Source organism: Streptomyces cucumeris, from assembly GCF_024295805.1.
Taxonomy (GTDB): Bacteria; Actinomycetota; Actinomycetes; order Streptomycetales; family Streptomycetaceae; genus Streptomyces; species Streptomyces cucumeris.
The window spans coordinates 40,793-61,514 of record NZ_JANCLX010000008.1; the positions used below are offsets into that span (position 1 = coordinate 40,793).

Below are 20,722 nucleotides of genomic sequence, written 5' to 3' on the forward strand. Positions count from 1 at the left end.
TCCCTCATGTCCACACATCACCACCGCACCGGCGGTCCCTCCGGCCGTTCCGCCTGTGCCATGATCACGCCGTTCACCGCCGACGGTTCGCTCGACCTCGACGGCGTCCAACGGCTCGCCACCCGCCTCGTCGACGAGGACGGCTGCGACGGGCTGGTGGTGAACGGCACCTCCGGCGAGGCGCCCACCACCAGCGACGCCGAACAGGAGGCGGTCGTCCGGGCGGTGGCCGAGGCGGTCGGCGACCGGGCGCGGATCACCGCGGGGGTCGGCAGCAACGACACCCGGCACGCGGTCGGACTGGCACGCGCGGCCGAACGGGCCGGGGCGCACGCGCTGCTGGTGGTCACGCCGTACTACAGCCGCCCGCCGCAGGACGCGGTCCGGGCCCACTTCCGCACCGTCGCGGACGCGGCCGGCCTGCCCGTTCTGCTGTACGACATCCCCGGGCGCACCGGGACCGCGCTCTCCTGCGAGACCCTGCTGCGGCTGGCCGAACACCCGCGGGTGGCGGGGGTGAAGGACTGCGCGTACGACCTGATGAAGTCGGCGAGGGTCCTGGCGGCCACCGATCTCGCCTACTACTCCGGCTGCGACGAGCAGAACCTCCCGCTGCGGGCGATCGGCGCGGCCGGGTACATCAGCACCGTCTCGAACGTGGCCGGACCGCAGGTGCGCGCCGTGCTGGACGCGTATGACGCGGGAGACCCGGGCACCGCGGCCCGCCGTCATCTCGCGCTCACCCCGCTGGTCGACGCGATGATGTCGAACCTGCCCGGGGCGGTCACCGCGAAGGCGCTGCTGGACGCGCTGGGGCTGCCCGCGGGGCCGGTACGGGCGCCGCTGCTGGCGGCCGGTACCGACACCACGGCCGGTCTGGTCGACGCCTACAAGCGGGCGACGACCGGACCGGCCTGGGACTAGCGGCGGCTAGTTGTGGCTGTGCAGCGCCTCGTTGAGGCCGCCCCACGAACCGGAGCGCGGCAGCGCCTCGACCGCACCGGTGGTGGAGTTGCGGCGGAAGAGGAGATTGCGGGCGCCGGACAGTTCGAGCGCCTTGACGATCTTGCCGTCGGGGAGGGTGACGCGGGTGCCGGCGGTCACGTAGAGGCCCGCCTCGACGATGCAGTCGTCGCCGAGCGAGATGCCGATGCCCGCCTGGGCGCCCAGCAGGCAGCGCTCACCGATGGCGATGGTCTGCTTGCCGCCGCCGGAGAGGGTGCCCATGATCGACGCACCGCCGCCGATGTCCGAGCCGTCGCCGACCACGACGCCCGCGCTGATCCGGCCCTCGACCATCGAGGTGCCGAGGGTGCCCGCGTTGAAGTTGACGAAGCCCTCGTGCATGACGGTGGTCCCGGCGGCGAGGTGCGCGCCGAGCCGTACGCGGTCGGCGTCACCGATGCGGACCCCGGCGGGGACCACATAGTCGGTCATCCGCGGGAACTTGTCGACGCTGGTCACGCTGAGCTGGAGGCCCTCGGCGCGGGCGGCCAGCCGGGCGCGGTCGAGCTGGTCGACGGCGACCGGACCCAGCGAGGTCCACGCCACGTTGGCGAGTACGCCGAACATCCCGTCGAGGTTCTGGCCGTGCGGGGCGACGAGCCGGTGGCTGAGCAGGTGCAGCCGGAGGTAGACGTCATGGGCGTCCTGCGGCTTGTCGTCGAGCGAGGCGATGACCGTACGGACGGCCACGACCTCGACACCGCGGCGCGGGTCCGGGCCGAGCGCCTTGACGGCGGTCTCGCCCAGCAGCCGGGCGGTCTGCTCGGCGTCGAGCCGCTCGGTCCCGGCCGGACCGGGGGCCTCGGCCAGCTCGGGGGACGGGAACCAGGTGTCCAGAACGGTGCCGTCCTCGGTGAGGGTGGCGAGTCCGGCGGCGACGGCGCCGGGGCGGGTGGTACGGGTGGTGGCTGCGTCGGTCATGGTCAGAACGCTAACCGGAGCCGCCCCCGGGAGGCGAACCGGTCTCATGTCCCGGCCCGCAGCCGACCCCCGGCACGGCCCGGCCCCGGGGTCCGGACGACGCTGCCGGAGGGTCCGGCGAGCCGTTGTGCGGACCGTGGGCCCGGTCTCGGAGGCCCCGGTCCGCCCGATGTCCCGCGCACCGGGTCGCCACACAGCCGCGGAGGCGGGCCTCGGGGGGGGGGGGGGGCCCGCCCCCCCCCCCCCGGGGGGGGCGCCCCGGGGGGGGCCGCTGGGGGACCCGAGGCCCCGCGCCCCGGGCCCCCACCCCGCCGCGGCGGCGGGCCTCGGTGCCGGGCCCGGCCGGGCCCGGCACCGAGGGGGTCAACGGCCGGTGTCGCCCTTGTCGTCGACCAGGACGCGGCTCTCCTGCGCCTCGGAGATGATCACGTCTCCGGCCTTCCAGTGGTCCTCAGGACCGCCCTCCCCGCCCGGGTTGTCGGTCACCGCGATGTGGCGGCTGCCGGACGAGATCCAGGTGCGCGGGTTGTAGAGGTACTGGCCGCGGAGGTCGCCCTGGGCCTTGTCGCCGAGCGAGAGCGCGATGGCGTCGCGGCCGAGGATGTCCTTGACCGAGTCGGCCTTCAGACCGGGGATCGCGGCCATGGCGCGGAAGACCGCGGCCCGCCCCTTCGGCGGTGCCGGGTAGGCGTCGGTGAGCAGGGTGAGCGCCCGGAAGTCGTGCTGGGCGCGGGTCTCCCCGTCGGCCTTGGGGTAGAAGGCACGGGCCTTGGCGCGCACCTTCGCCGGGTCCTCGGGGAGGGAGTTCAGGAAGCGGTAGGTCTCGCGCGGCGAATGGTCGTCGCCCGCCTTGCCGCCCTCCATCGAGGGGTTGTCGTAGCGGGACCAGGACGAGTGGTCCACCAGACCGGGCCGCTCGCCGTCGGTGGCGTTCACCCGGCTGGTCTCGGTGAAGACCCACTGGCCGTCATGGGGCCGGGGGTCCTTGGCCCGCTCGGCGGTGGCGGCCGCGTCCCGCAGGGTCTCGGCCGGGCTGCCCAGCGCCACCGCGTAGGACTGGCTCATCGCGGCGACCGGCGCCGTACGGACGCCCTCGCCGCCGTCCACCAGTTGGGCGGACAGCACGGCGGCCGCGGTGACGGTGGCGGCGGCGCCCACGGCGGCCAGCCGCCAGCCGAGGCGGAGGTGGGGGGTGTTGAGGCGACGGGCGCGGACGCCGCCCTCGGCGGCCTCGGTGAGCTGCCTGCGTCCGGCCGCCAGCCGGATCGCGTCCGGGCGGGGTGCCTGCGAGCGCAGTTCACGGACCTTGGTCATTTCATCCATAGGTGGCCACCTCCGTGGCATCGCTGAGGACGGCGGGATCGGCGCCGAGGGCGGCGCGCACCTTGCGGCGGGCGCGGTTGAGCCGGGAGCGGACCGTCCCGACGGGGATGCCGAGGGCTTCGGCGACCTCCTGGTAGCTGAGGTCGGCCCAGGCGATCAGCAGCAGGACGTGGCGGTCCCGGGCGGACAGCCCGGCGAGCGCCTCGGCCAGCGGCCGTCGGGTGGCCTCGGCGGCGACCCGGTCGTCGGCACGCTCGACCCAGGACTCGGTGACCGGGTCGGTGCCGGTGCGGGCGAGGGCGCGCAGCGCCCGGACCTCGGTGCGGCGGTGCTTGCCGATCAGATTGGCGGCGATGCCGTAGAGCCAGGGGCGGGCCGCGTTGCGGCGGGTGTCGAAACGGGCCCGGCAGCGGAAGGCGACGAGGAAGGTCTCGGCCGTGATGTCGTCCGCGGCGCCGTCGCCGAGGCGGCGGGCGGCGTAGCGGTGGATGTCGGGCGCGTACCGGTCGTAGAGCCGGGCGAAGAGTTCGGGCCGCTCCACGGACTGCGCGATGACATCGGCGTCGTCGTGGAGCGGTATGTGCTGGGGCGGTGGATCGGGATCTGTCACGGAGTCTCCGCATCCTTGGCGGGAAGGAGTGTCACCCTCTGTTCCCCGCAGGGCCCGATCGGGTTCACGCGCCGCCTCCCTCGCCCGTCTCAGCCGGTGATCCGCTCCATGGCCGCGCGTACCTCGGTGCGCTCCAGCGGTCTGCCGGTCAGCAGTACCTGGAGTATCACCCCGTCCATGAGCGCCACCACCATCCGTGCGGTATCGAGGTCGCCGGTGCGGCGGGCCAGCAGGACGGCCATCTCGTCCAGACAGGCGGCGGCGATGGGCCGCACCGCCGCCCGGCGCAGCGCGACGAGGTAGAGCTCGTACTCCAGCTCCAGCCGGGCGCGGTCGCCGCCCAGCAGGGTCTCGATGAACCGCAGCAGTTCGTCGGCGAGCGGGCGGCCGGGGTCTACGGCGCGCTCCCACCGCTCCAGGTGGTCCAGCCAGTCCACGTTGAGCTGGCTGAGGGCGGCGACGAGCAGATCGTCGAGGGTGGCGAAGTGGTAGGTGGTCGAGCCGAGCGGTACGTCCGCCTCGGCGGCCACCGCGCGGTGGCTCAGTCCGCTGATCCCGCGCTCCCCGACCACCGTGATCGCGGCGTCGATGATCCGCTGCCGCCGGTCGGGGTCGTAGCGGCGCGGCATCAGTGGGCCCCGCCGAGGTTGAGCACCACGACCCCGGCGATGACCAGCAGCACCCCGACGATCTTGGCGGCGGTCGCGGCCTCGCCGAGGAAGACCATGCCGATGACGGCGATCACGGCGGTCCCGGCCCCGGCCCATATGGCGTAGGCGGTGCCGACGGAGACCGTCTTGAGGGTCTGGGCGAGGAGGGCGAAGGCGATCAGATAGCCGGTGACGGTGACCACGGTGGGCCACAGCCGGGTGAATCCGTCGCTGTACTTCATCGCGGTCGTGGCCAGCACCTCGGCCAGGATCGCACCGGAGAGCATCAGGTACCCCATGCGTACGATCGTACACAACGTTGCGTACGGTCGTACACAAGCAGGGCCGGGAGAGCGCCGGAAACGCGGAACGGCCCCCGCGCGAGTGCGCGGGGGCCGTTCCATGGAACGCTGCGAGGTGGTCCTCAGACGTTGAAGCCGAGGGCGCGGAGCTGCTCGCGGCCGTCGTCGGTGATCTTGTCGGGACCCCACGGCGGCATCCAGACCCAGTTGATCCGGAGCTCGTTGACGATGCCGTCGGTCGCGGACTTCGCCTGGTCCTCGATGACGTCGGTCAGCGGACAGGCCGCGGACGTCAGCGTCATGTCGATGGTGGCGATGTTGGCGTCGTCGACGTGGATGCCGTAGATCAGCCCGAGGTTGACCACGTCGATCCCCAGCTCGGGGTCGACGACGTCGTAGAGGGCCTCGCGGACCTCTTCCTCGCTGGCGGGCTTGGTGGTCGTCACATCGTCGCTCATGCGGTCTTCCCTCCAGCGGTTTCGCCGAGCGCCTGTGCGGTGGCGTCCTTCCACGCCATCCAGCTCAGCAGGGCGCACTTCACTCGGGCGGGGTACTTGGAGACACCGGCGAACGCGACCGCGTCCTCCAGCACCTCCTCCATCGCGTCGTCCGGAACGGTCTGCCCCTTGGACTGCATCAGCTCCAGAAACGTCTCCTGGATCCTGCGAGCCTCGCCCAGCTCCTTGCCCACCAGCAGCTCGTTGAGCACCGACGCGCTGGCCTGGCTGATGGAACAGCCCTGGCCCTCGTAGCTGACGTCCTCGATGGTCTCGCCGTCGAGCCGCACCCGCAGGGTGATCTCGTCACCGCAAGTGGGATTGACGTGGTGTACCTCTGCGTCGCCGTCCCTGAGGCCCCGTCCATGCGGGTTCTTGTAGTGGTCCAGGATGACGTCCTGGTACATCGAATCCAGTTTCACGCGGTCGCCCCTACCCGAAGAAGTTCCGTACGTGCTCCAGGCCCTCCACCAAGGCGTCGACCTCGGCGGGGGTGGAGTACAGATAGAACGACGCCCGTGTGGTCGCGGGAATTCCGTACCGCAGGCAGACGGGTCGGGCGCAGTGGTGGCCGACGCGGACCGCGATGCCCTGTTCGTCGAGGACCTGGCCCACATCGTGCGGGTGGATGTCACCGAGCGTGAAGGAGATCGTGGCACCGCGTTCCTCGGCCGTGGTGGGGCCGATGATGCGCAGGTCCGGCACCTCCAGGAGCCTGCCGACCGCGTAGTGGGTCAGGGCGTGCTCATGGCGGGCGATGTCCTCCATGCCGACCGAGGCCAGATAGTCCACGGCCGCGCCGAGGCCGACGGCCTGGGCGATCGGGGGCGTACCGGCCTCGAACTTGTGCGGCGCCGGGGCGTAGGTGGAGGAGTGCATCGAGACGGTCTCGATCATCTCGCCGCCACCGAGGAACGGGGGCAGGTCCTCCAGCAGCTCCTGGCGGCCCCACAGCACACCGATACCGGTCGGACCGCACATCTTGTGGCCGGTGAAGGCCACGAAGTCGGCCTGGAGCGCCTGGACGTCCAGCACCATGTGCGGCGCGGCCTGGGAGGCGTCGATGACGACCAGGGCGCCCACGTCCTGGGCGCGGCGGACGATCGCCTCGACCGGGTTGACCGTGCCCAGGATGTTGGAGACCAGCACGAACGAGACGACCTTGGTCTTCTCGGTGATGACCTGCTCGATCTGCGACAGGTCGAGACGGCCGTCGTCGGTGAGGCCGAACCACTTCAGCTTCGCGCCGGTGCGCTGCGAGAGCAGCTGCCACGGGACGATGTTGGAGTGGTGCTCCATCTCCGTGATGACGATCTCGGTCTCGCGGTCCACCCGGTAGGGCTCATCCGCCCAGCCGAGCATGTTGGCCACGAGGTTCAGCGACTCCGACGCGTTCTTGGTGAAGATCACCTCATCGCGGCTGGGAGCGTTGATGAAGCCGGCGACCTTGTCGCGGGCGCCCTCGTACAGCGCCGTGGCCTCCTCGGCCAGCACATGCACACCGCGGTGCACATTGGCGTTGGAGCGTTCGTAGTAGGTGTTGAGCGCGTCGAGCACCTGACGCGGCTTCTGGGACGTGGCCGCGTTGTCCAGGTAGACGAGCTTCTTCCCGTCGTGGACCGGGCGGTCCAGGATGGGGAAGTCCTTGCGGATCGCCTCGGTGTCGAGGAGGCCCGGCAGCTGTGTCACTCGGATGCGCCTCCCTTCACGTACGCCTCGTAGCCCTCGGCCTCCAGCTTGTCGGCCAGCTCCGGGCCGCCGGACTCGGCGATCCGGCCCGCGGCGAACACGTGGACCTGGTCGGGCTTGATGTACCGCAGGATACGGGTGTAGTGCGTGATCAGCAGGGTGCCGACCTCACCGGCCTCACGGACCCGGTTGACGCCCTCGGAGACCACGCGCAGCGCGTCGACGTCGAGGCCGGAGTCGGTCTCGTCGAGGATCGCGATGGCGGGCTTCAGCAGCTCGAGCTGGAGGATCTCGTGGCGCTTCTTCTCACCGCCGGAGAAGCCCTCGTTGACGTTGCGCTCGGCGAAGGAGGGGTCGATCTGGAGGCGCTGCATGGCCTCCTTGACCTCCTTGACCCAGGTGCGCAGCTTGGGGGCCTCACCACGGATGGCGGTGGCGGAGGTCCGCAGGAAGTTGGAGACGGAGACGCCGGGCACCTCGACCGGGTACTGCATGGCCAGGAAGACACCGGCGCGGGCGCGCTCGTCGACGGACATCTCCAGCACGTCCTCACCGTCGAGGGTGACGGTGCCGCCGGTGATGGTGTACTTCGGGTGGCCGGCCAGCGAGTAGGCCAGGGTGGACTTGCCGGAGCCGTTGGGGCCCATGATGGCGTGCGTCTCGCCCTGCTTCACGGTCAGGTCGACGCCGCGCAGGATCTCCCGGGGGCCGCCCTCGGCCTCGACGGAGACGTGCAGGTCGTGAATCTCAAGCGTTGCCATGGGTGCCTCAGGACTCCTGGGTGACGGAGACGAGCACGTCGTCCCCTTCGATCTTTACGGGGTATACGGGGACGGGGCGCGTGGCCGGGAGACCGGACGGCTTGCCGGTGCGCAGATCGAAGCTGGAGCCGTGCAGCCAGCACTCGATCTGACAGTCCTCGACCTCGCCCTCGGACAGCGAGACATTCGCGTGCGAGCAGATGTCGTTGACGGCGAACACCTCGCCCTCGGTGCGGACCAGCGCGACCGGAACGCCGTCGAGCTCGACCCGCTTGGGGGTGTCGTCCTCGAGCTCGGCCAGGGCGCAGGCGCGTACGAAGGTCTCGGTCATCCTACGGACGCCTCCAGCTCTGCCTCGATCTTGGCGATCAGACGCTCCTCCAGATCGGGGATGCCGATCTGCTGGACGAGCTCGGCGAAGAAGCCGCGGACCACCAGACGGCGGGCCTCGTCGGCCGGGATACCGCGCGCCATCAGGTAGAAGAGCTGCTCGTCCTCGAAGCGGCCGGTGGCGCTGGCGTGACCGGCGCCGACGATCTCGCCGGTCTCGATCTCCAGGTTGGGCACCGAGTCGACGCGGGCGCCGTCGGTGAGCACCAGGTTGCGGTTGAGCTCATAGGTCTCGGTGCCCTCGGCGGCGGCGCGGATCAGCACGTCGCCGATCCAGACCGCGTGGGCGTCCTTGCCCTGGAGCGCGCCCTTGTAGGCCACGTTGCTCCGGCAGTGCGGGGTGTCGTGGTCGATGAAGAGCCGGTGCTCCTGGTGCTGCCCGTTGTCGGTGAAGTACAGGCCGTAGAGCTCGGCCTCACCGCCGGGGGCGCCGTAGACCACCCGCGGGTGGAGACGCACCAGATCGCCGCCGAAGGTGACGACCACGGACTTGAAGCTCGCGTCCCGGCCGACCAGCGCGGTGTGCTGCCCGGTGTGGACGGCGGTGTCGGCCCAGTCCTGGATGGAGACCACGGTGAGCTTGGCGCCGTCGCCGAGCACGTACTCGACGTTGGCGGCGAGGGTGGCGTCACCGGTGTGGTCGATGACCACCACGGCCTCGGCGAAGGCGCCGAGCTCGACGAGCTGGTGGCCGAAGGCGGTGCCGCCCTCGCCGTGCACGGAGATCCGCACCGGCTCGGTGAGCACCGTCTCCTTGGGGACGGAGACGACCGAGGCCTTCTCGAAGGAGCTGTACGCCTGCGCCGCGACCCGGTCCACCGGCTTGCCGGCCTTGCCCAGGCGCGCGTCGTCCCGGCCCACGGTCTCGACGGTGACGCCCTCGGGGGCGGTCACCTCGACCTTGACGCCGCCGTCGGCGACGGCGGTGCCGTCGTGGAGGCCGCGCAGCCGCTCCAGCGGGGTGAACCGCCATTCCTCCTCCCGGCCGTGCGGCACGGGGAAGTCGGCCACGTCGTACGACGCGGGGGCGCTGACCCGCGCATCGGTGGGCTGGCCCACCTGGATGACACCGTCCGTAGTGGATCCGGCGGGAATGGTTTCAGCCATGGCTGTCGTACTGCTCGCTTTCTGCCTTCGGTGGCTTTCACGGGGATGCCCCGGTGCGGTGGGGCCGGAAGGTGCGGTGGCGTCAGCCGACCGCGCCCTCCATCTGCAGCTCGATCAGCCGGTTGAGCTCCAGCGCGTACTCCATGGGCAGCTCGCGAGCGATCGGCTCGACGAATCCGCGGACGATCATCGCCATGGCCTCGTCCTCCGACAGACCGCGGCTCATCAGGTAGAAGAGCTGGTCGTCGCTGACCTTGGAGACGGTCGCCTCGTGGCCCATCGACACATCGTCCTCGCGGACGTCCACATAGGGGTAGGTGTCCGACCGCGAGACGGTGTCCACCAGCAGGGCGTCACAGAGCACATTGGACTTGGAGCCCTCGGCGCCCTCGCCGATCTCGATCAGACCGCGGTAGGAGGTACGGCCACCGCCGCGTGCCACCGACTTGGAGACGATGTTGGACGAGGTGCGGGGCGCCATGTGGACCATCTTGGCGCCGGCGTCCTGGTGCTGGCCCTCGCCCGCGAAGGCGATGGACAGGGTCTCGCCCTTGGCGTGCTCGCCCATCAGGTAGACGGCGGGGTACTTCATGGTCACCTTGGAGCCGATGTTGCCGTCGACCCACTCCATGGTGGCGCCCTCGTAGGCGACGGCGCGCTTGGTGACCAGGTTGTAGACGTTGTTCGACCAGTTCTGGATGGTCGTGTAGCGGCAGCGGGCGCCCTTCTTGACGATGATCTCGACGACCGCGGAGTGCAGCGAGTCCGACTTGTAGATCGGCGCGGTGCAGCCCTCGACGTAGTGGACGTAGGCGTCCTCGTCGACGATGATCAGCGTCCGCTCGAACTGGCCCATGTTCTCGGTGTTGATCCGGAAGTAGGCCTGGAGCGGGATCTCCACGTGGACGCCCTTGGGCACGTAGATGAACGAGCCGCCGGACCACACCGCCGTGTTCAGCGAGGCGAACTTGTTGTCGCCCGCCGGGATCACCGAGCCGAAGTACTCCTTGAAGAGCTCCGGGTGCTCCTTGAGCGCGGTGTCGGTGTCCAGGAAGATGACGCCCTGCTCCTCCAGGTCCTCACGGATCTGGTGGTAGACGACCTCGGACTCGTACTGGGCGGCGACACCGGCGACCAGGCGCTGCTTCTCGGCCTCCGGGATGCCCAGCTTGTCGTACGTGTTCTTGATGTCCTCGGGCAGCTCCTCCCAGGAGGCGGCCTGCTGCTCGGTGGAACGCACGAAGTACTTGATGTTGTCGAAGTCGATGCCCGACAGGTCCGAGCCCCAGGTGGGCATGGGCTTCTTGCCGAAGAGCTTCAGGCCCTTCAGACGCATGTTGAGCATCCACTCCGGCTCGGACTTCTTCGCCGAGATGTCGCGGACGACCTCCTCGGAGAGCCCGCGCTTGGCCGAAGCGCCGGCCACGTCGGAGTCGGCCCAGCCGTACTCGTAGTTGCCCAGACCCTCGAGCTCAGGGTGAGCGGTCTCCGTGGGGAGAGTCATACGGGGTTCCTCCCGGCCGTGCTGGCAGATGCGGTGGTGGTCTTACTGGTACTGGGGTCGGCCGTCTCGGCCGATGCGGTTCTGTCGGTCTTCGGAATGAACGTCGTGCACACCCCGTCGCCATGGGCGATGGTGGCCAGACGCTGCACATGAGTCCCGAGCAGCTGGGAGAAGACCTCGGTCTCCGCCTCGCAGAGCTGCGGATATCGCTCGGCTGCGTGGGCGACCGGGCAGTGGTGCTGGCAGAGCTGTTCGCCGACCGGCGCGCTGCGCGCCGTAGCAGCGTACCCGTCCGCGGACAGCGCGCCCGCGAGGGCCTGGGTACGGCTGCCGGGATCGGCGGCCTCGACGGCACTGCGGTACGCCACGGCCTGGCCGGCCAGCCGGGCGCGGGCGAACGCCGCGACGGCGGCCCGTCCGGCCTCACCGCCCCCGGCGCTCTGCTCGATCCAGCGCAGGGCGTCGACGGCCAGCGAGTCATAGGCCTGGTCGAAGGCGTCACGGCCGCAGTCGGTCAGGGCGAAGACCTTGGCCGGGCGGCCGCGCCCCCGCGCCCCGTACACCCTCTTCTCGCGGGGCTCGACGACGCCGTCGGCGACGAGGGTGTCGAGGTGGCGGCGGACGGCCGCCTGGGTCAGCTCCAGCCGCAGCGCGAGCTCCGCCGCGGTGGAGGGGCCGTGATCGAGGATGGAACGGGCGACCCGGTTGCGGGTGCCGTGCTGCTCATCGGGCGCGGACACGGGCACGCCGGACCGCGCGGCCGGGTCGGCCGCGTGTCCCTTCGGAGCCTCGCTCGCGTATTTCACAACGCCATTGTTGCGTAATTCCGGCGGGACATACAACCGACGGCCGACGCCCTCGCTGGTGGGGTGCATCACTTAGGCACACCTAACTTCACCTGCGACGATGCGATGGCGCGGCGATTCGCGAGGACCGGCTTCCGCCCTGCCGCCCACAGCGCCCCCGGGGATTCGTAGACTGCCCGGCATGCGAGAAGAGCCCGCGGTCGACGTCGTCGGCCTGGTCAAACGGTACGGCTCGAAGACCGCGGTCGACGGACTCGACCTGTCCGTCGCGCGCGGCACCGTGAGCGCCGTCCTCGGGCCCAACGGGGCCGGCAAGACCACCACCGTCGAGAGCTGCGAGGGGTACCGCCGCCCCGACGCCGGGACGGTGCGCATATTCGGCCTGGACCCGGTCGGGGACGCGGCGGCGCTGCGGCCGCGGATCGGGGTGATGCTCCAGTCCGGAGGCGTTTATTCCGGCGCGCGCGCAGAAGAGATGCTGCGGCACACCGCCTCCCTGCACGCCCATCCGGTGGACGTCGGTCTGCTGGTCGAGCGGCTGGGGCTCGGCTCCTGCGGCCGCACCACCTACCGCAGGCTCTCCGGCGGTCAGCAGCAGCGGCTCGCCCTGGCCATGGCCGTCGTCGGCCGCCCCGAGCTGGTCTTCCTCGACGAGCCGACCGCCGGTCTGGACCCGCAGGCCCGCCGCGCCACCTGGGAGCTCATCCGCGAGCTGCGCCAGGACGGGGTCACCGTCGTGCTGACCACCCACCACATGGACGAGGCCGAACAGCTCGCCGACCACGTCGCGATCATCGACGGCGGCAAGGTGATCGCCCACGGCAGCCCCGAGGAGCTGTGCCGGGGCGGCGCCGAGAACACCCTGCGCTTCACCGGCCGCCCCGCGCTCGACCTGGCCTCGCTGCTCAAGGCGCTGCCCGACGACAGCACGGCCGCCGAGCTGACCCCCGGCGGCTACCGCGTCACCGGCAAGATCAACCCCCAGCTACTGGCCACCGTCACCTCGTGGTGCGCACAGAACGGGGTGATGCCGGACCGGATCTCGGTCGAGCGGCACACCCTCGAGGACGTCTTCCTCGAGCTCACCGGTAAGGAGCTGCGAGCGTGACCGCCACGGGCACTTTCCTCCCCCGGCCGGGGTCGGCACCGCTGCTGCGGATGATCCGGGCACAGGCCGCGCTGGAGACCCGGATGCTGCTGCGCAACGGTGAGCAGCTACTGCTGACCGTGGTCATCCCGTCCCTGGTGCTGGTGCTGTTCAGCAGCGTCGACATCGTGGACACCGGCACCGACGGCGAGACGGTGGACTTCCTGGCCCCCGGGGTGCTGGCGCTGGCCGTCCTGTCGACCGCGTTCACCGGGCAGGCCATCGCCACCGGTTTCGAGCGGCGCTACGGCGTGCTGAAGCGGCTCGCGGTCTCCCCGCTGCCACGGTGGGGGCTGATGGCCGCCAAGACCTGCTCGGTGCTGGTCACCGAGGTCCTCCAGATCGCCCTGCTGACCGCGATCGCGCTGGGTCTGGGCTGGTCGCCGCACGGCAATCCGCTGGTGGTGGCGCTGCTGCTGGTGCTGGGCACCGCGGCGTTCTCCGGTCTGGGCCTGCTGATGGCGGGCACCCTCAAGGCCGAGGCCACCCTGGCCGCCGCCAACCTGGTCTTCCTGCTGCTGCTCGTCGCGGGCGGGGTGATCGTCTCGCTGGACAAGTTCCCGGACGCCGTCCGGGGTGTCCTGGAGCTGCTGCCGATCTCCGCACTGTCGGGCGGGCTGCGGGACGTCCTCCAGAACGGCGGTCCGGCGCCCTGGCGGGAGCTGGGGATCCTGGCGGTGTGGTCGGTGCTGGGTCTGGGCGCGGCGGCCCGCTTCTTCCGCTGGGAGTAGGCACGTCACCGCATCGGCGAGGCTGCGGAACGGCCGGTTCCGCCCGTTCCGGGACCCTCGTGAAAAGCTGCACAAGCGGCCGCCTACGATGGGCCCGTGCCCTCTTCGCTGAACCCTCTTGAGCAGATCGCCCGGCGCTGGCAGCCGTCCGCACGCTTCGTGGAACGCGCCGCGCTGGCCGCCGTGGTGATGGCCGTCGTCATCGTCGTCACCGGCGGCGCGGTCCGGCTGACCCAGTCCGGACTGGGCTGTGACACCTGGCCGAAGTGCACCTCCGACAGCCTGACGCCGACGGCCGAGGCGGGCATCAACGGCATCATCGAGTTCGGCAACCGGATGCTGACCTATGTGCTGTGCGCGGTGGTGGGGCTGCTGATCATCGCCGCCCGCGCCCGCACCCCGGTGCGCACCTCGCTCACCCGGCTCGGCTGGATCCAGTTCTGGATCATCATGGGCAATGCCGTGGTCGGCGGGATGACCGTCCTCACCGGACTCAACCCGTACATCGTCAGCTCACACTTCCTGCTGGCCACCGCGCTGCTCACGGTGGCCGTGGTGACCTGGCAGCGGGCCCGGGAGGGCGACGCCGAGCCCCGGGAGCTGGTGGCCCGGCCGGTACGTCAGCTCACCTGGCTGCTGGTGGTCTCGACCGCCGCGCTGATCGTGATCGGCACCGCGGTCTCCGGAGCCGGTCCGCACGCCGGTGACGCCCGCAAGGTGCACCGCATCCCGGTGGACTGGCAGGAGATCACCCAGTTGCATGTGGACTTCGTCTACATCGTGCTGGGCCTCACCGCCGCGCTCTGGTTCACCCTGCGCGCCGTGAAGGCCCCGGCCGCCCAGCGCCGCGCGGTGCTGGAGCTGCTGGTCGTCCTGCTGCTCCAGGGCGTGATCGGCTATGTGCAGTACTTCACCCACCTGCCCGAGATCGTCGTCGGCACCCATATGTTCGGCTCCTGCCTGGTGTGGATCGCGGCGCTGCGGGTCCTGCTGTCGCTGCGCGAGCGCAGCGGCACCGCCGGATCCTCGGAGGCCGCCGGGGTGCCCTCCCCCACCGGGGAGCACGAGGCGCTTCAGCCGGAGACCGCGTCCGCCCCGGCCGCCGGACCGGCCGAGCCCGCCGCCTCCAGCCGGTAGACCCGGCGCGCGGTCCCGGCCGCGACCAGAGCGGTGATCCGCCGTGCCTCGGCGCGGGTGCACACCCCCTCGTCGGTCCACTCGGCGGTCAGCCGCGCCATGGCGTGGGCGAACAGCCGGGCGGCGGTCACATACAGCTCGGGCAGCGCCCGCGCGCCGGTGGAGAACAGCAGTTTGCCGAACGGCGCCTCGCCCAGGGTCTCCGCCGGACGCGGCCCGGCGTCCGCGTAGACGTGCGGGAAGGCCGCGGCGAACTGGGCCGCCCGCCGGTGGTACGGCCGCTCGGGCAGCAGCACCAGATCGGTGCCGAACCCGGCGGTGGCCCGCAGGAAGCCCAGCAGCGGCTGCGGATCGGCGCAGTGCACCTGCACCGGCAGCCCGGTGGCCACCGCGCTCCACAGCAGGTGCTGGGCGAGCGCGGGATCGAGCGGACGGTTCCGGACCGGTCCCCCGGCGAGTCTGCGCGCGGCGGCCCGGCGCACCTCGCGCGGATCCGGGGGCACCTCGTCGCAGTGGGTGATGCCCAGGGAGAACGCGGTGGCGTGCTGGGCGGCGGCGTACAGCGCCTCGGCGGTGTTGCCGGTGAACGCGTCGACCGTGCCGGAGGTGTCGGCCACCTGCTCGGCCAGCGGTTCCAGCCGGACCACCTCATGGACCCGGCCGTCGGCGGCGGCGGCCAGTTCGGCGGATGAGGTGAGGTCGCTGGGGGCGCCGGACTCCAGCAGGAAGGTGCCGATGCCCGCGCCCCGCAGCAGCAGCCGGGTGGCCCGGTAGGCGCCCAGTTCCCGGCGGCGGGCGAGATAGCTGACCGGTGCGCAGTGCGGGTCCATGCCCAGCAGCGGCGGGCACCAGCGGCGCACCGCGAGCCCGGTCAAGCTGTCGAAGAAGGTGGTGCCCGCGGGGGCCGCACCCGATCCGGCGGCGGAGGCCAGATGGGCCTCGAAGGAGCCGAGTCCCAGTTCGCCGTGGACCGTGCCGTGGCTGTACTGGTCGACCAGGGGCGGCAGCGCGGGCGGGTCCGCCACCGGACCCGGCCCGTCACGCGGGACCGGGCCGACCGACGGGCCCAGGGTGCCCGGGGAGTCCGTCGCCTCGTCCATCGCCGCCGCCTCCTCGCCCCTAAGGCATCGTCTCGCCCTGAAGACATCGACGGGCTTAACGGGCGAAAGGGGTGCGAGGTGTCGGGGCTGCGGCCTCAGGGGTTGGCGGGACCGCCGATCTGCATGCCCGCCATCCGCGTCCACTCATACGGACCGGTGCGGACCTTGGCGGCCATCTCACCGTCGAACTCGTCCTCGAGGGTGAGCCCGGCGAGCTCGGCCGCACGGCGGGCGGTCTCGTGCGAGGGGGTGACCAGCACGCCCCACTCCCCGTTGGCCCCCACCAGGGCGATCCGGGTGGTGCCGCGGCCGATGTGGGCGAGCTGGCCCTCGGCGCTGCCGCCGTGGCTCGCGGCGAAGGCCGTGATCTGGTGGGCGAGCCGCTTGGCCCGCTTCTCGTCCTTGGAGGGCTTGGCGGGCTGGGCGCTCCCGACCGTCTCCACCGTCTCCGCCTGGGTGCTGTCTGCCATACCAGCAATGCTACCCGTCGGTAATCAGCGCAGGAAGGGGTCCACGGCGACGGCGACGAAGAGCAGCGACACATAGGTGATGGACCAGTGGAAGAGCCGCATCTCCTTGAGCTTGGCCCCGGTGATCCCGGCCCGGGCGCGCGCCTGGAGCCCGTGCGCCTCCCGGAGCCAGAACCCGCCCAGCACCACGGCGACGGCCGGGTAGAACCGGCCGGTGTAGCCCAGCGGCCACAGCAGCAGGGAGACACCGACCATGGCCCAGCTGTAGAGGACGATCTGGCGGGCGACCGCCTTGTTGCCCGCGATCACCGGCAGCATCGGCACGCTGGCCCGCTCGTAGTCGTCCTTGACCTTCATCGACAGCGGCCAGTAGTGCGGCGGCGTCCAGAAGAAGATGACGAGGAAGAGGATGACCGCGGCCCAGGAGACCTCATTGGTCACCGAGGACCAGCCGATGAGCACGGGCATACAGCCCGCGATCCCGCCCCAGACGATGTTCTGCGAGGTGCGCCGCTTGAGCAGCATCGTGTAGACGACGACGTAGAAGACCAGCGCACCGAGTGACAGCATCGCGGACAGCGGGTTGACCAGGACCCAGAACCAGGCCGTGGAAACCACCGTGAGCGCCGAGGCGAACACCAGGCACTCCGCCGGTGAGACCATCCCGGTCACCAGCGGACGCTGTGCGGTGCGGTCCATGAGCGCGTCGATGTCGCGGTCGAGGTACATGTTGAACGCGGCGGCACCGCCCGCCGACAGATAACCGCCGACACAGGTCGCCAGCACCAGCCACAGGTCGGGAACGCCCCCGGCGGCCAGGAACATGACCGGCACCGTGGTCATCAGCAGCAGCTCGATGACGCGCGGCTTGGTCAGCGCGACGAACGCCTTGACACGGGCCCCGAGCGGCCGGTGGCCGGAGCTCGTTTCGCTCGTCTCCAGCACCCCCGCAGGACGGGATTCGACGGCCGTCACGCACACCCCTGGTGGAAGCAAGAACCAGCAAGCACCGGACATGAAGAGCCGGTAAAGACTTGCGCGTACCACGCCACTCTAGACGCAGGGGATGTACCGCTCGCCGCCGGGGTCGGGTCGTGTTGGCGGCGCGCGCCCGCCGGGGCGCGCAGGGCGCGCACCACCCGGAACAGCTTCTTCCGATCACCCCGCGCAACCGCGGAGGGGAATGCGATGAGGCCCTCGATTCGTTCCCTGACCGTCGGGTGGAACTCGAAAAGATGACCGCCGTTCCAGGGGTAGGCTCGACAACGCCGGTGTGCACTCGGTCACCGGATAGCGACAGTGTGGAGAGGAGCCCTGACTCAGGGTGAGCACCAAGCCGACTACCACAGACCTCGAATGGACCGATCTGGACCAGCGGGCCGTTGACACAGCCCGCGTCCTGGCCATGGACTCCGTGCAGAAGGTCGGTAACGGCCACCCCGGCACGGCCATGAGTCTCGCGCCCGCCGCGTACCTGCTCTTCCAGAAGCTGATGCGGCACGACCCCTCCGACGCCGGATGGGCGGGCCGGGACCGGTTCGTACTGTCCCCGGGCCACACCAGCCTCACGCTCTACGTGCAGCTGTACCTGGCGGGCTTCGGTCTGGAGCTCGACGACCTCAAGGCGTTCCGCACCTGGGGCAGCCTCACCCCGGGCCACCCGGAGTTCGGCCACACCACCGGTGTGGAGACCACCACCGGTCCGCTCGGCCAGGGCATCGCCAACGCGGTGGGCATGGCGATGGCCGCCCGCTACGAGCGCGGGCTGTTCGACCCGGAGGCGCCCGAGGGCGCCTCCCCGTTCGACCACACCATCTGGTCGATCGTCTCCGACGGCGACCTGGAGGAGGGCATCTCCGCCGAGGCGTCCTCGCTCGCCGGTCACCAGAAGCTGGGCAACATCGTCGCCCTGTACGACGACAACCACATCTCGATCGAGGGCGACACCGCCACCGCGCTCTCCGAGGATGTACTGAAGCGCTACGAGGCGTACGGCTGGCACGTCCAGCGCATCGAGCAGGCGCCCAGCGGTGACTTCGACATCCACCAGCTCTACGCGGCGCTGAAGGCGGCGCGGGACGAGACCGAGCGCCCCTCGATCATCGCGGCCCGCACCATCATCGCCTGGCCCGCGCCCAACGCGCAGAACACCGAGGCCTCGCACGGCTCGGCGCTCGGCGCGGAGGAGGTCGCCGCCACCAAGCGCGTCCTCGGCTTCGACCCCGAGCAGCACTTCCAGGTGGACGCCGACGTCATCAACCACACCCGGGGTCTGGTCGACCGCGGCCGTGAGGCGCGCGCCGCCTGGGACAAGACGCTCCAGGAGTGGCGGAACAACAACTCCGAGCGGGCCGCCGAGTTCGACCGGATCACCGCGGGCGAGCTGCCGGCGGGCTGGGAGAGCACGCTGCCGGTGTTCGAGGCGGGCAAGGACGTCGCCACCCGTAAGGCGTCCGGCCAGGTACTCAAGGCGCTCGGCGGGGTGCTGCCCGAGCTGTGGGGGGGCTCCGCCGACCTCGCGGGCTCCAACAACACCACGATCGACGCCTCTTCGTCCTTCCTGCCGAAGGACAACCCGCTGCCGGAGGCCGACCCCTACGGCCGCACCATCCACTTCGGCATCCGCGAGCACGCCATGGGTTCGACCATGAACGGCATCGCGCTGCACGGCAACACCCGGGTCTACGGCGGCACCTTCCTGGTGTTCTCCGACTACATGCGCCCGGCCGTCCGGCTCGCCGCGCTGATGAAGCTGCCGGTCACCTACGTGTGGACGCACGACTCCATCGGCCTCGGCGAGGACGGCCCGACCCACCAGCCGGTCGAGCACCTCTCCGTGCTGCGCGCCATCCCGGGTCTGAACATCGTCCGCCCGGCCGACGCCAATGAGACGGCGATCGCCTGGCGCGAGATCACCCGCCGCCACACGGAGCGGCCCGCGCCGCACGGCATCGCGCTGACCCGTCAGAACGTGCCGACCTACGAGGCCAACGAGGGCGCCGCCAAGGGTGGTTACGTCCTCTTCGAGGCCGAGGGCGGCGAGCCGAAGGTCATCCTGATCGCCACCGGTTCCGAGGTCCAGCTCGCCGTCGAGGCGCGTGAGCAGCTCCAGGCCGCCGGGGTCCCGGCCCGCGTCGTGTCGATGCCGTCGGTCGAGTGGTTCGAGGAGCAGGACCAGGAGTACCGCGAGAGCGTGCTGCCGCCGTCGGTGAAGGCGCGCGTGGCCGTGGAAGCCGGTATCGGACTGACCTGGTACCGCTACGTCGGCGAGGCCGGCCGCATCGTCTCCCTGGAGCACTTCGGTGCCTCCGCCGACTACAAGGTGCTCTACCGGGAGTTCGGTCTGACCGCCGAGGCCGTGGTCACCGCCGCCCACGAGTCCCTCGACGCCGCCGGGCGCTGACGCCCGCCACCGGCTTGACTAGTAGCGACGAGTAGGAGACATAACTCATGACAGACGCACTGAAGCGGCTGGCCGACGAAGGCGTCGCGATCTGGCTCGACGACCTCTCGCGCAAGCGGATCACGTCCGGCAACCTGGCCGAACTGATCGACCAGCAGCATGTCGTCGGTGTCACCACCAACCCGTCGATCTTCCAGAAGGCGATCTCCGGCGGCGACGGCTATGAGCAGCAGGTCGCCGATCTCGCGGCCCGCAAGGTCACCGTCGAGGAAGCGGTCCGCATGATCACCACGGCGGACGTCCGGGACGCCGCCGACATCCTGCGCCCGGTGTACGACGCCACCGGCGGCCAGGACGGCCGGGTCTCCATCGAGGTCGACCCGCGGCTGGCGCACAACACGGCGGCCACCATCGCCGAGGCCAAGCAGCTTGCGTGGCTGGTGGACCGGCCCAACACCTTCATCAAGATCCCGGCCACCAAGGCGGGGCTCCCGGCGATCACCGAGGTGATCGGTCTCGGCATCAGCGTCAATGTCACGCTGATCTTCTCCCTGGAGCGCTACCGCGCGGTCATGGACGCGTTCCTGGCCGGTCTGGAGAAGGCCAAGGCCGCGGGTCTCGACCTGTCCAAGATCCACTCGGTCGCGTCCTTCTTCGTCTCCCGCGTGGACACCGAGATCGACAAGCGGATCGACAAGCTGGGCACCGACGAGGCCAAGGCACTGCGCGGCAAGGCCGCCCTGGCCAACGCCCGCCTCGCCTACGAGGCGTTCGAGGAGGTCTTCAGCTCCGACCGCTGGGCCGCCCTGGACCGGGCGAACGCCAACAAGCAGCGTCCGCTGTGGGCCTCGACCGGCGTCAAGGACCCGGCGTACAAGGACACGCTGTACGTGGACGAGCTGGTCGCCCCCGGCACGGTGAACACCATGCCGGAGGCCACCCTGGACGCGGTGGCCGACCACGGTCAGATCACCGGCGACACCGTGCGCGGCACCTACGAGCAGGCCAAGGCCGACATCGAGGCGCTGGCCGGTATCGGGATCTCGTACGACGAGGTCGTACAGCTCCTGGAGGACGAGGGCGTCGAGAAGTTCGAGTCGTCCTGGAACGACCTGCTGAAGTCCACGGAGGCGGAGCTCAACCGTCTCGCACCGTCGGAGGCGTGACAC

Annotated in this window: 22 protein-coding genes; 6 read left to right on the forward strand and 16 right to left on the reverse strand. The window is 70.9% G+C overall.

The genetic code is table 11. The features are described 5' to 3' along the window. Window positions 1-6: 6 nt before the first annotated feature. On the forward strand, window positions 7-924 hold the full coding sequence (gene dapA, locus NMK44_RS14330; protein ID WP_254742749.1) for a 4-hydroxy-tetrahydrodipicolinate synthase: 918 nt from the start codon (window positions 7-9) through the stop codon (window positions 922-924). A 6-nt stretch (window positions 925-930) separates the two neighbouring features. Here dapA and dapD read toward each other — a convergent pair whose 3' ends face one another. The 13 genes from dapD to NMK44_RS14395 all read right to left on the reverse strand — a co-directional run bounded on the left by dapD (window position 931) and on the right by NMK44_RS14395 (window position 11,565). Then, window positions 931-1,926 (reverse strand): 2,3,4,5-tetrahydropyridine-2,6-dicarboxylate N-succinyltransferase, encoded by a 996-nt coding sequence (dapD, locus tag NMK44_RS14335; RefSeq protein ID WP_254742752.1) that lies wholly within the window; start codon window positions 1,924-1,926, stop codon window positions 931-933. 363 nt (window positions 1,927-2,289) lie between these two features. Then, on the reverse strand, window positions 2,290-3,249 hold the full coding sequence (locus NMK44_RS14340) for a CU044_5270 family protein (RefSeq protein ID WP_254742755.1): 960 nt from the start codon (window positions 3,247-3,249) through the stop codon (window positions 2,290-2,292). Continuing rightward, window positions 3,242-3,859 (reverse strand): RNA polymerase sigma factor, encoded by a 618-nt coding sequence (locus NMK44_RS14345; protein ID WP_254742758.1) that lies wholly within the window; start codon window positions 3,857-3,859, stop codon window positions 3,242-3,244. The genes NMK44_RS14340 and NMK44_RS14345 overlap by 8 nt, the downstream gene beginning before the upstream one ends. Window positions 3,860-3,948: 89 nt before the next feature. After that, on the reverse strand, window positions 3,949-4,488 hold the full coding sequence (locus NMK44_RS14350; protein WP_254742761.1) for a TetR/AcrR family transcriptional regulator: 540 nt from the start codon (window positions 4,486-4,488) through the stop codon (window positions 3,949-3,951). Next, window positions 4,488-4,808 carry a DMT family transporter gene (locus tag NMK44_RS14355; protein ID WP_254742764.1) on the reverse strand — a complete coding sequence of 107 codons (321 nt, stop codon included), beginning with the start codon at window positions 4,806-4,808 and terminating at the stop codon, window positions 4,488-4,490. Before NMK44_RS14355 ends, NMK44_RS14350 begins: the two co-directional genes overlap by 1 nt. A 125-nt stretch (window positions 4,809-4,933) precedes the next feature. Beyond that, window positions 4,934-5,269 (reverse strand): metal-sulfur cluster assembly factor, encoded by a 336-nt coding sequence (locus NMK44_RS14360; protein WP_254742767.1) that lies wholly within the window; start codon window positions 5,267-5,269, stop codon window positions 4,934-4,936. Continuing rightward, entirely contained in the window at window positions 5,266-5,730 is a 465-nt protein-coding gene (gene sufU, locus NMK44_RS14365) for a Fe-S cluster assembly sulfur transfer protein SufU (protein WP_254742770.1), read from the reverse strand. Before sufU ends, NMK44_RS14360 begins: the two co-directional genes overlap by 4 nt. 10 nt (window positions 5,731-5,740) lie before the next feature. Then, window positions 5,741-6,997 carry a cysteine desulfurase gene (locus tag NMK44_RS14370; RefSeq protein WP_254742773.1) on the reverse strand — a complete coding sequence of 419 codons (1,257 nt, stop codon included), beginning with the start codon at window positions 6,995-6,997 and terminating at the stop codon, window positions 5,741-5,743. Next, the gene (sufC, locus tag NMK44_RS14375) at window positions 6,994-7,758 is read right to left on the reverse strand and encodes a Fe-S cluster assembly ATPase SufC (protein WP_254742776.1); all 765 of its coding nucleotides are present in this window, start codon (window positions 7,756-7,758) and stop codon (window positions 6,994-6,996) included. The genes NMK44_RS14370 and sufC overlap by 4 nt, the downstream gene beginning before the upstream one ends. 7 nt (window positions 7,759-7,765) lie before the next feature. Further along, entirely contained in the window at window positions 7,766-8,089 is a 324-nt protein-coding gene (locus NMK44_RS14380; RefSeq protein ID WP_254742779.1) for a bifunctional 3-phenylpropionate/cinnamic acid dioxygenase ferredoxin subunit, read from the reverse strand. Then, window positions 8,086-9,255 (reverse strand): Fe-S cluster assembly protein SufD, encoded by a 1,170-nt coding sequence (gene sufD / locus NMK44_RS14385; RefSeq protein WP_254742782.1) that lies wholly within the window; start codon window positions 9,253-9,255, stop codon window positions 8,086-8,088. Before sufD ends, NMK44_RS14380 begins: the two co-directional genes overlap by 4 nt. A gap of 82 nt (window positions 9,256-9,337) precedes the next feature. After that, the gene (sufB, locus tag NMK44_RS14390) at window positions 9,338-10,759 is read right to left on the reverse strand and encodes a Fe-S cluster assembly protein SufB (protein ID WP_254742784.1); all 1,422 of its coding nucleotides are present in this window, start codon (window positions 10,757-10,759) and stop codon (window positions 9,338-9,340) included. After that, window positions 10,756-11,565, reverse strand: a complete 810-nt coding sequence (locus NMK44_RS14395; protein ID WP_254742786.1) for a helix-turn-helix transcriptional regulator — start codon at window positions 11,563-11,565, stop codon at window positions 10,756-10,758. The genes sufB and NMK44_RS14395 overlap by 4 nt, the downstream gene beginning before the upstream one ends. 181 nt (window positions 11,566-11,746) lie before the next feature. Here NMK44_RS14395 and NMK44_RS14400 point away from each other — a divergent pair, with 181 nt between their 5' ends. The 3 genes from NMK44_RS14400 (at window position 11,747) to NMK44_RS14410 (ending at window position 14,580) form a co-directional block, all read left to right on the forward strand. Next, complete coding sequence (locus tag NMK44_RS14400) at window positions 11,747-12,673, forward strand: ABC transporter ATP-binding protein (protein ID WP_254742788.1); 927 nt, start codon at window positions 11,747-11,749, stop codon at window positions 12,671-12,673. Further along, the gene (locus NMK44_RS14405; protein WP_254742790.1) at window positions 12,670-13,443 is read left to right on the forward strand and encodes an ABC transporter permease; all 774 of its coding nucleotides are present in this window, start codon (window positions 12,670-12,672) and stop codon (window positions 13,441-13,443) included. Before NMK44_RS14400 ends, NMK44_RS14405 begins: the two co-directional genes overlap by 4 nt. Window positions 13,444-13,539: 96 nt before the next feature. Continuing rightward, a complete protein-coding gene (locus NMK44_RS14410) occupies window positions 13,540-14,580 on the forward strand; it encodes a COX15/CtaA family protein (protein ID WP_254742793.1) in 1,041 nt (346 codons plus the stop codon). Here the strand turns inward: NMK44_RS14410 and NMK44_RS14415 are convergent. The 3 genes from NMK44_RS14415 to NMK44_RS14425 form a co-directional block, all read right to left on the reverse strand. After that, window positions 14,517-15,680, reverse strand: coding sequence for an amidohydrolase (locus NMK44_RS14415; protein ID WP_254742796.1), 1,164 nt, complete (start codon window positions 15,678-15,680; stop codon window positions 14,517-14,519). The genes NMK44_RS14410 and NMK44_RS14415 overlap by 64 nt on opposite strands. A 95-nt stretch (window positions 15,681-15,775) precedes the next feature. Further along, entirely contained in the window at window positions 15,776-16,150 is a 375-nt protein-coding gene (locus NMK44_RS14420; RefSeq protein ID WP_302888203.1) for a hypothetical protein, read from the reverse strand. A gap of 24 nt (window positions 16,151-16,174) precedes the next feature. Beyond that, window positions 16,175-17,125 carry a heme o synthase gene (locus NMK44_RS14425; protein ID WP_254742799.1) on the reverse strand — a complete coding sequence of 317 codons (951 nt, stop codon included), beginning with the start codon at window positions 17,123-17,125 and terminating at the stop codon, window positions 16,175-16,177. Between the two features lie 349 nt (window positions 17,126-17,474). Here NMK44_RS14425 and tkt point away from each other — a divergent pair, with 349 nt between their 5' ends. Together tkt and tal are read left to right on the forward strand one after the other, a co-directional pair. Further along, entirely contained in the window at window positions 17,475-19,553 is a 2,079-nt protein-coding gene (tkt, locus tag NMK44_RS14430) for a transketolase (protein WP_254742802.1), read from the forward strand. A gap of 47 nt (window positions 19,554-19,600) precedes the next feature. Continuing rightward, a complete protein-coding gene (gene tal / locus NMK44_RS14435; RefSeq protein WP_254742805.1) occupies window positions 19,601-20,719 on the forward strand; it encodes a transaldolase in 1,119 nt (372 codons plus the stop codon). Window positions 20,720-20,722 lie beyond the last annotated feature (3 nt).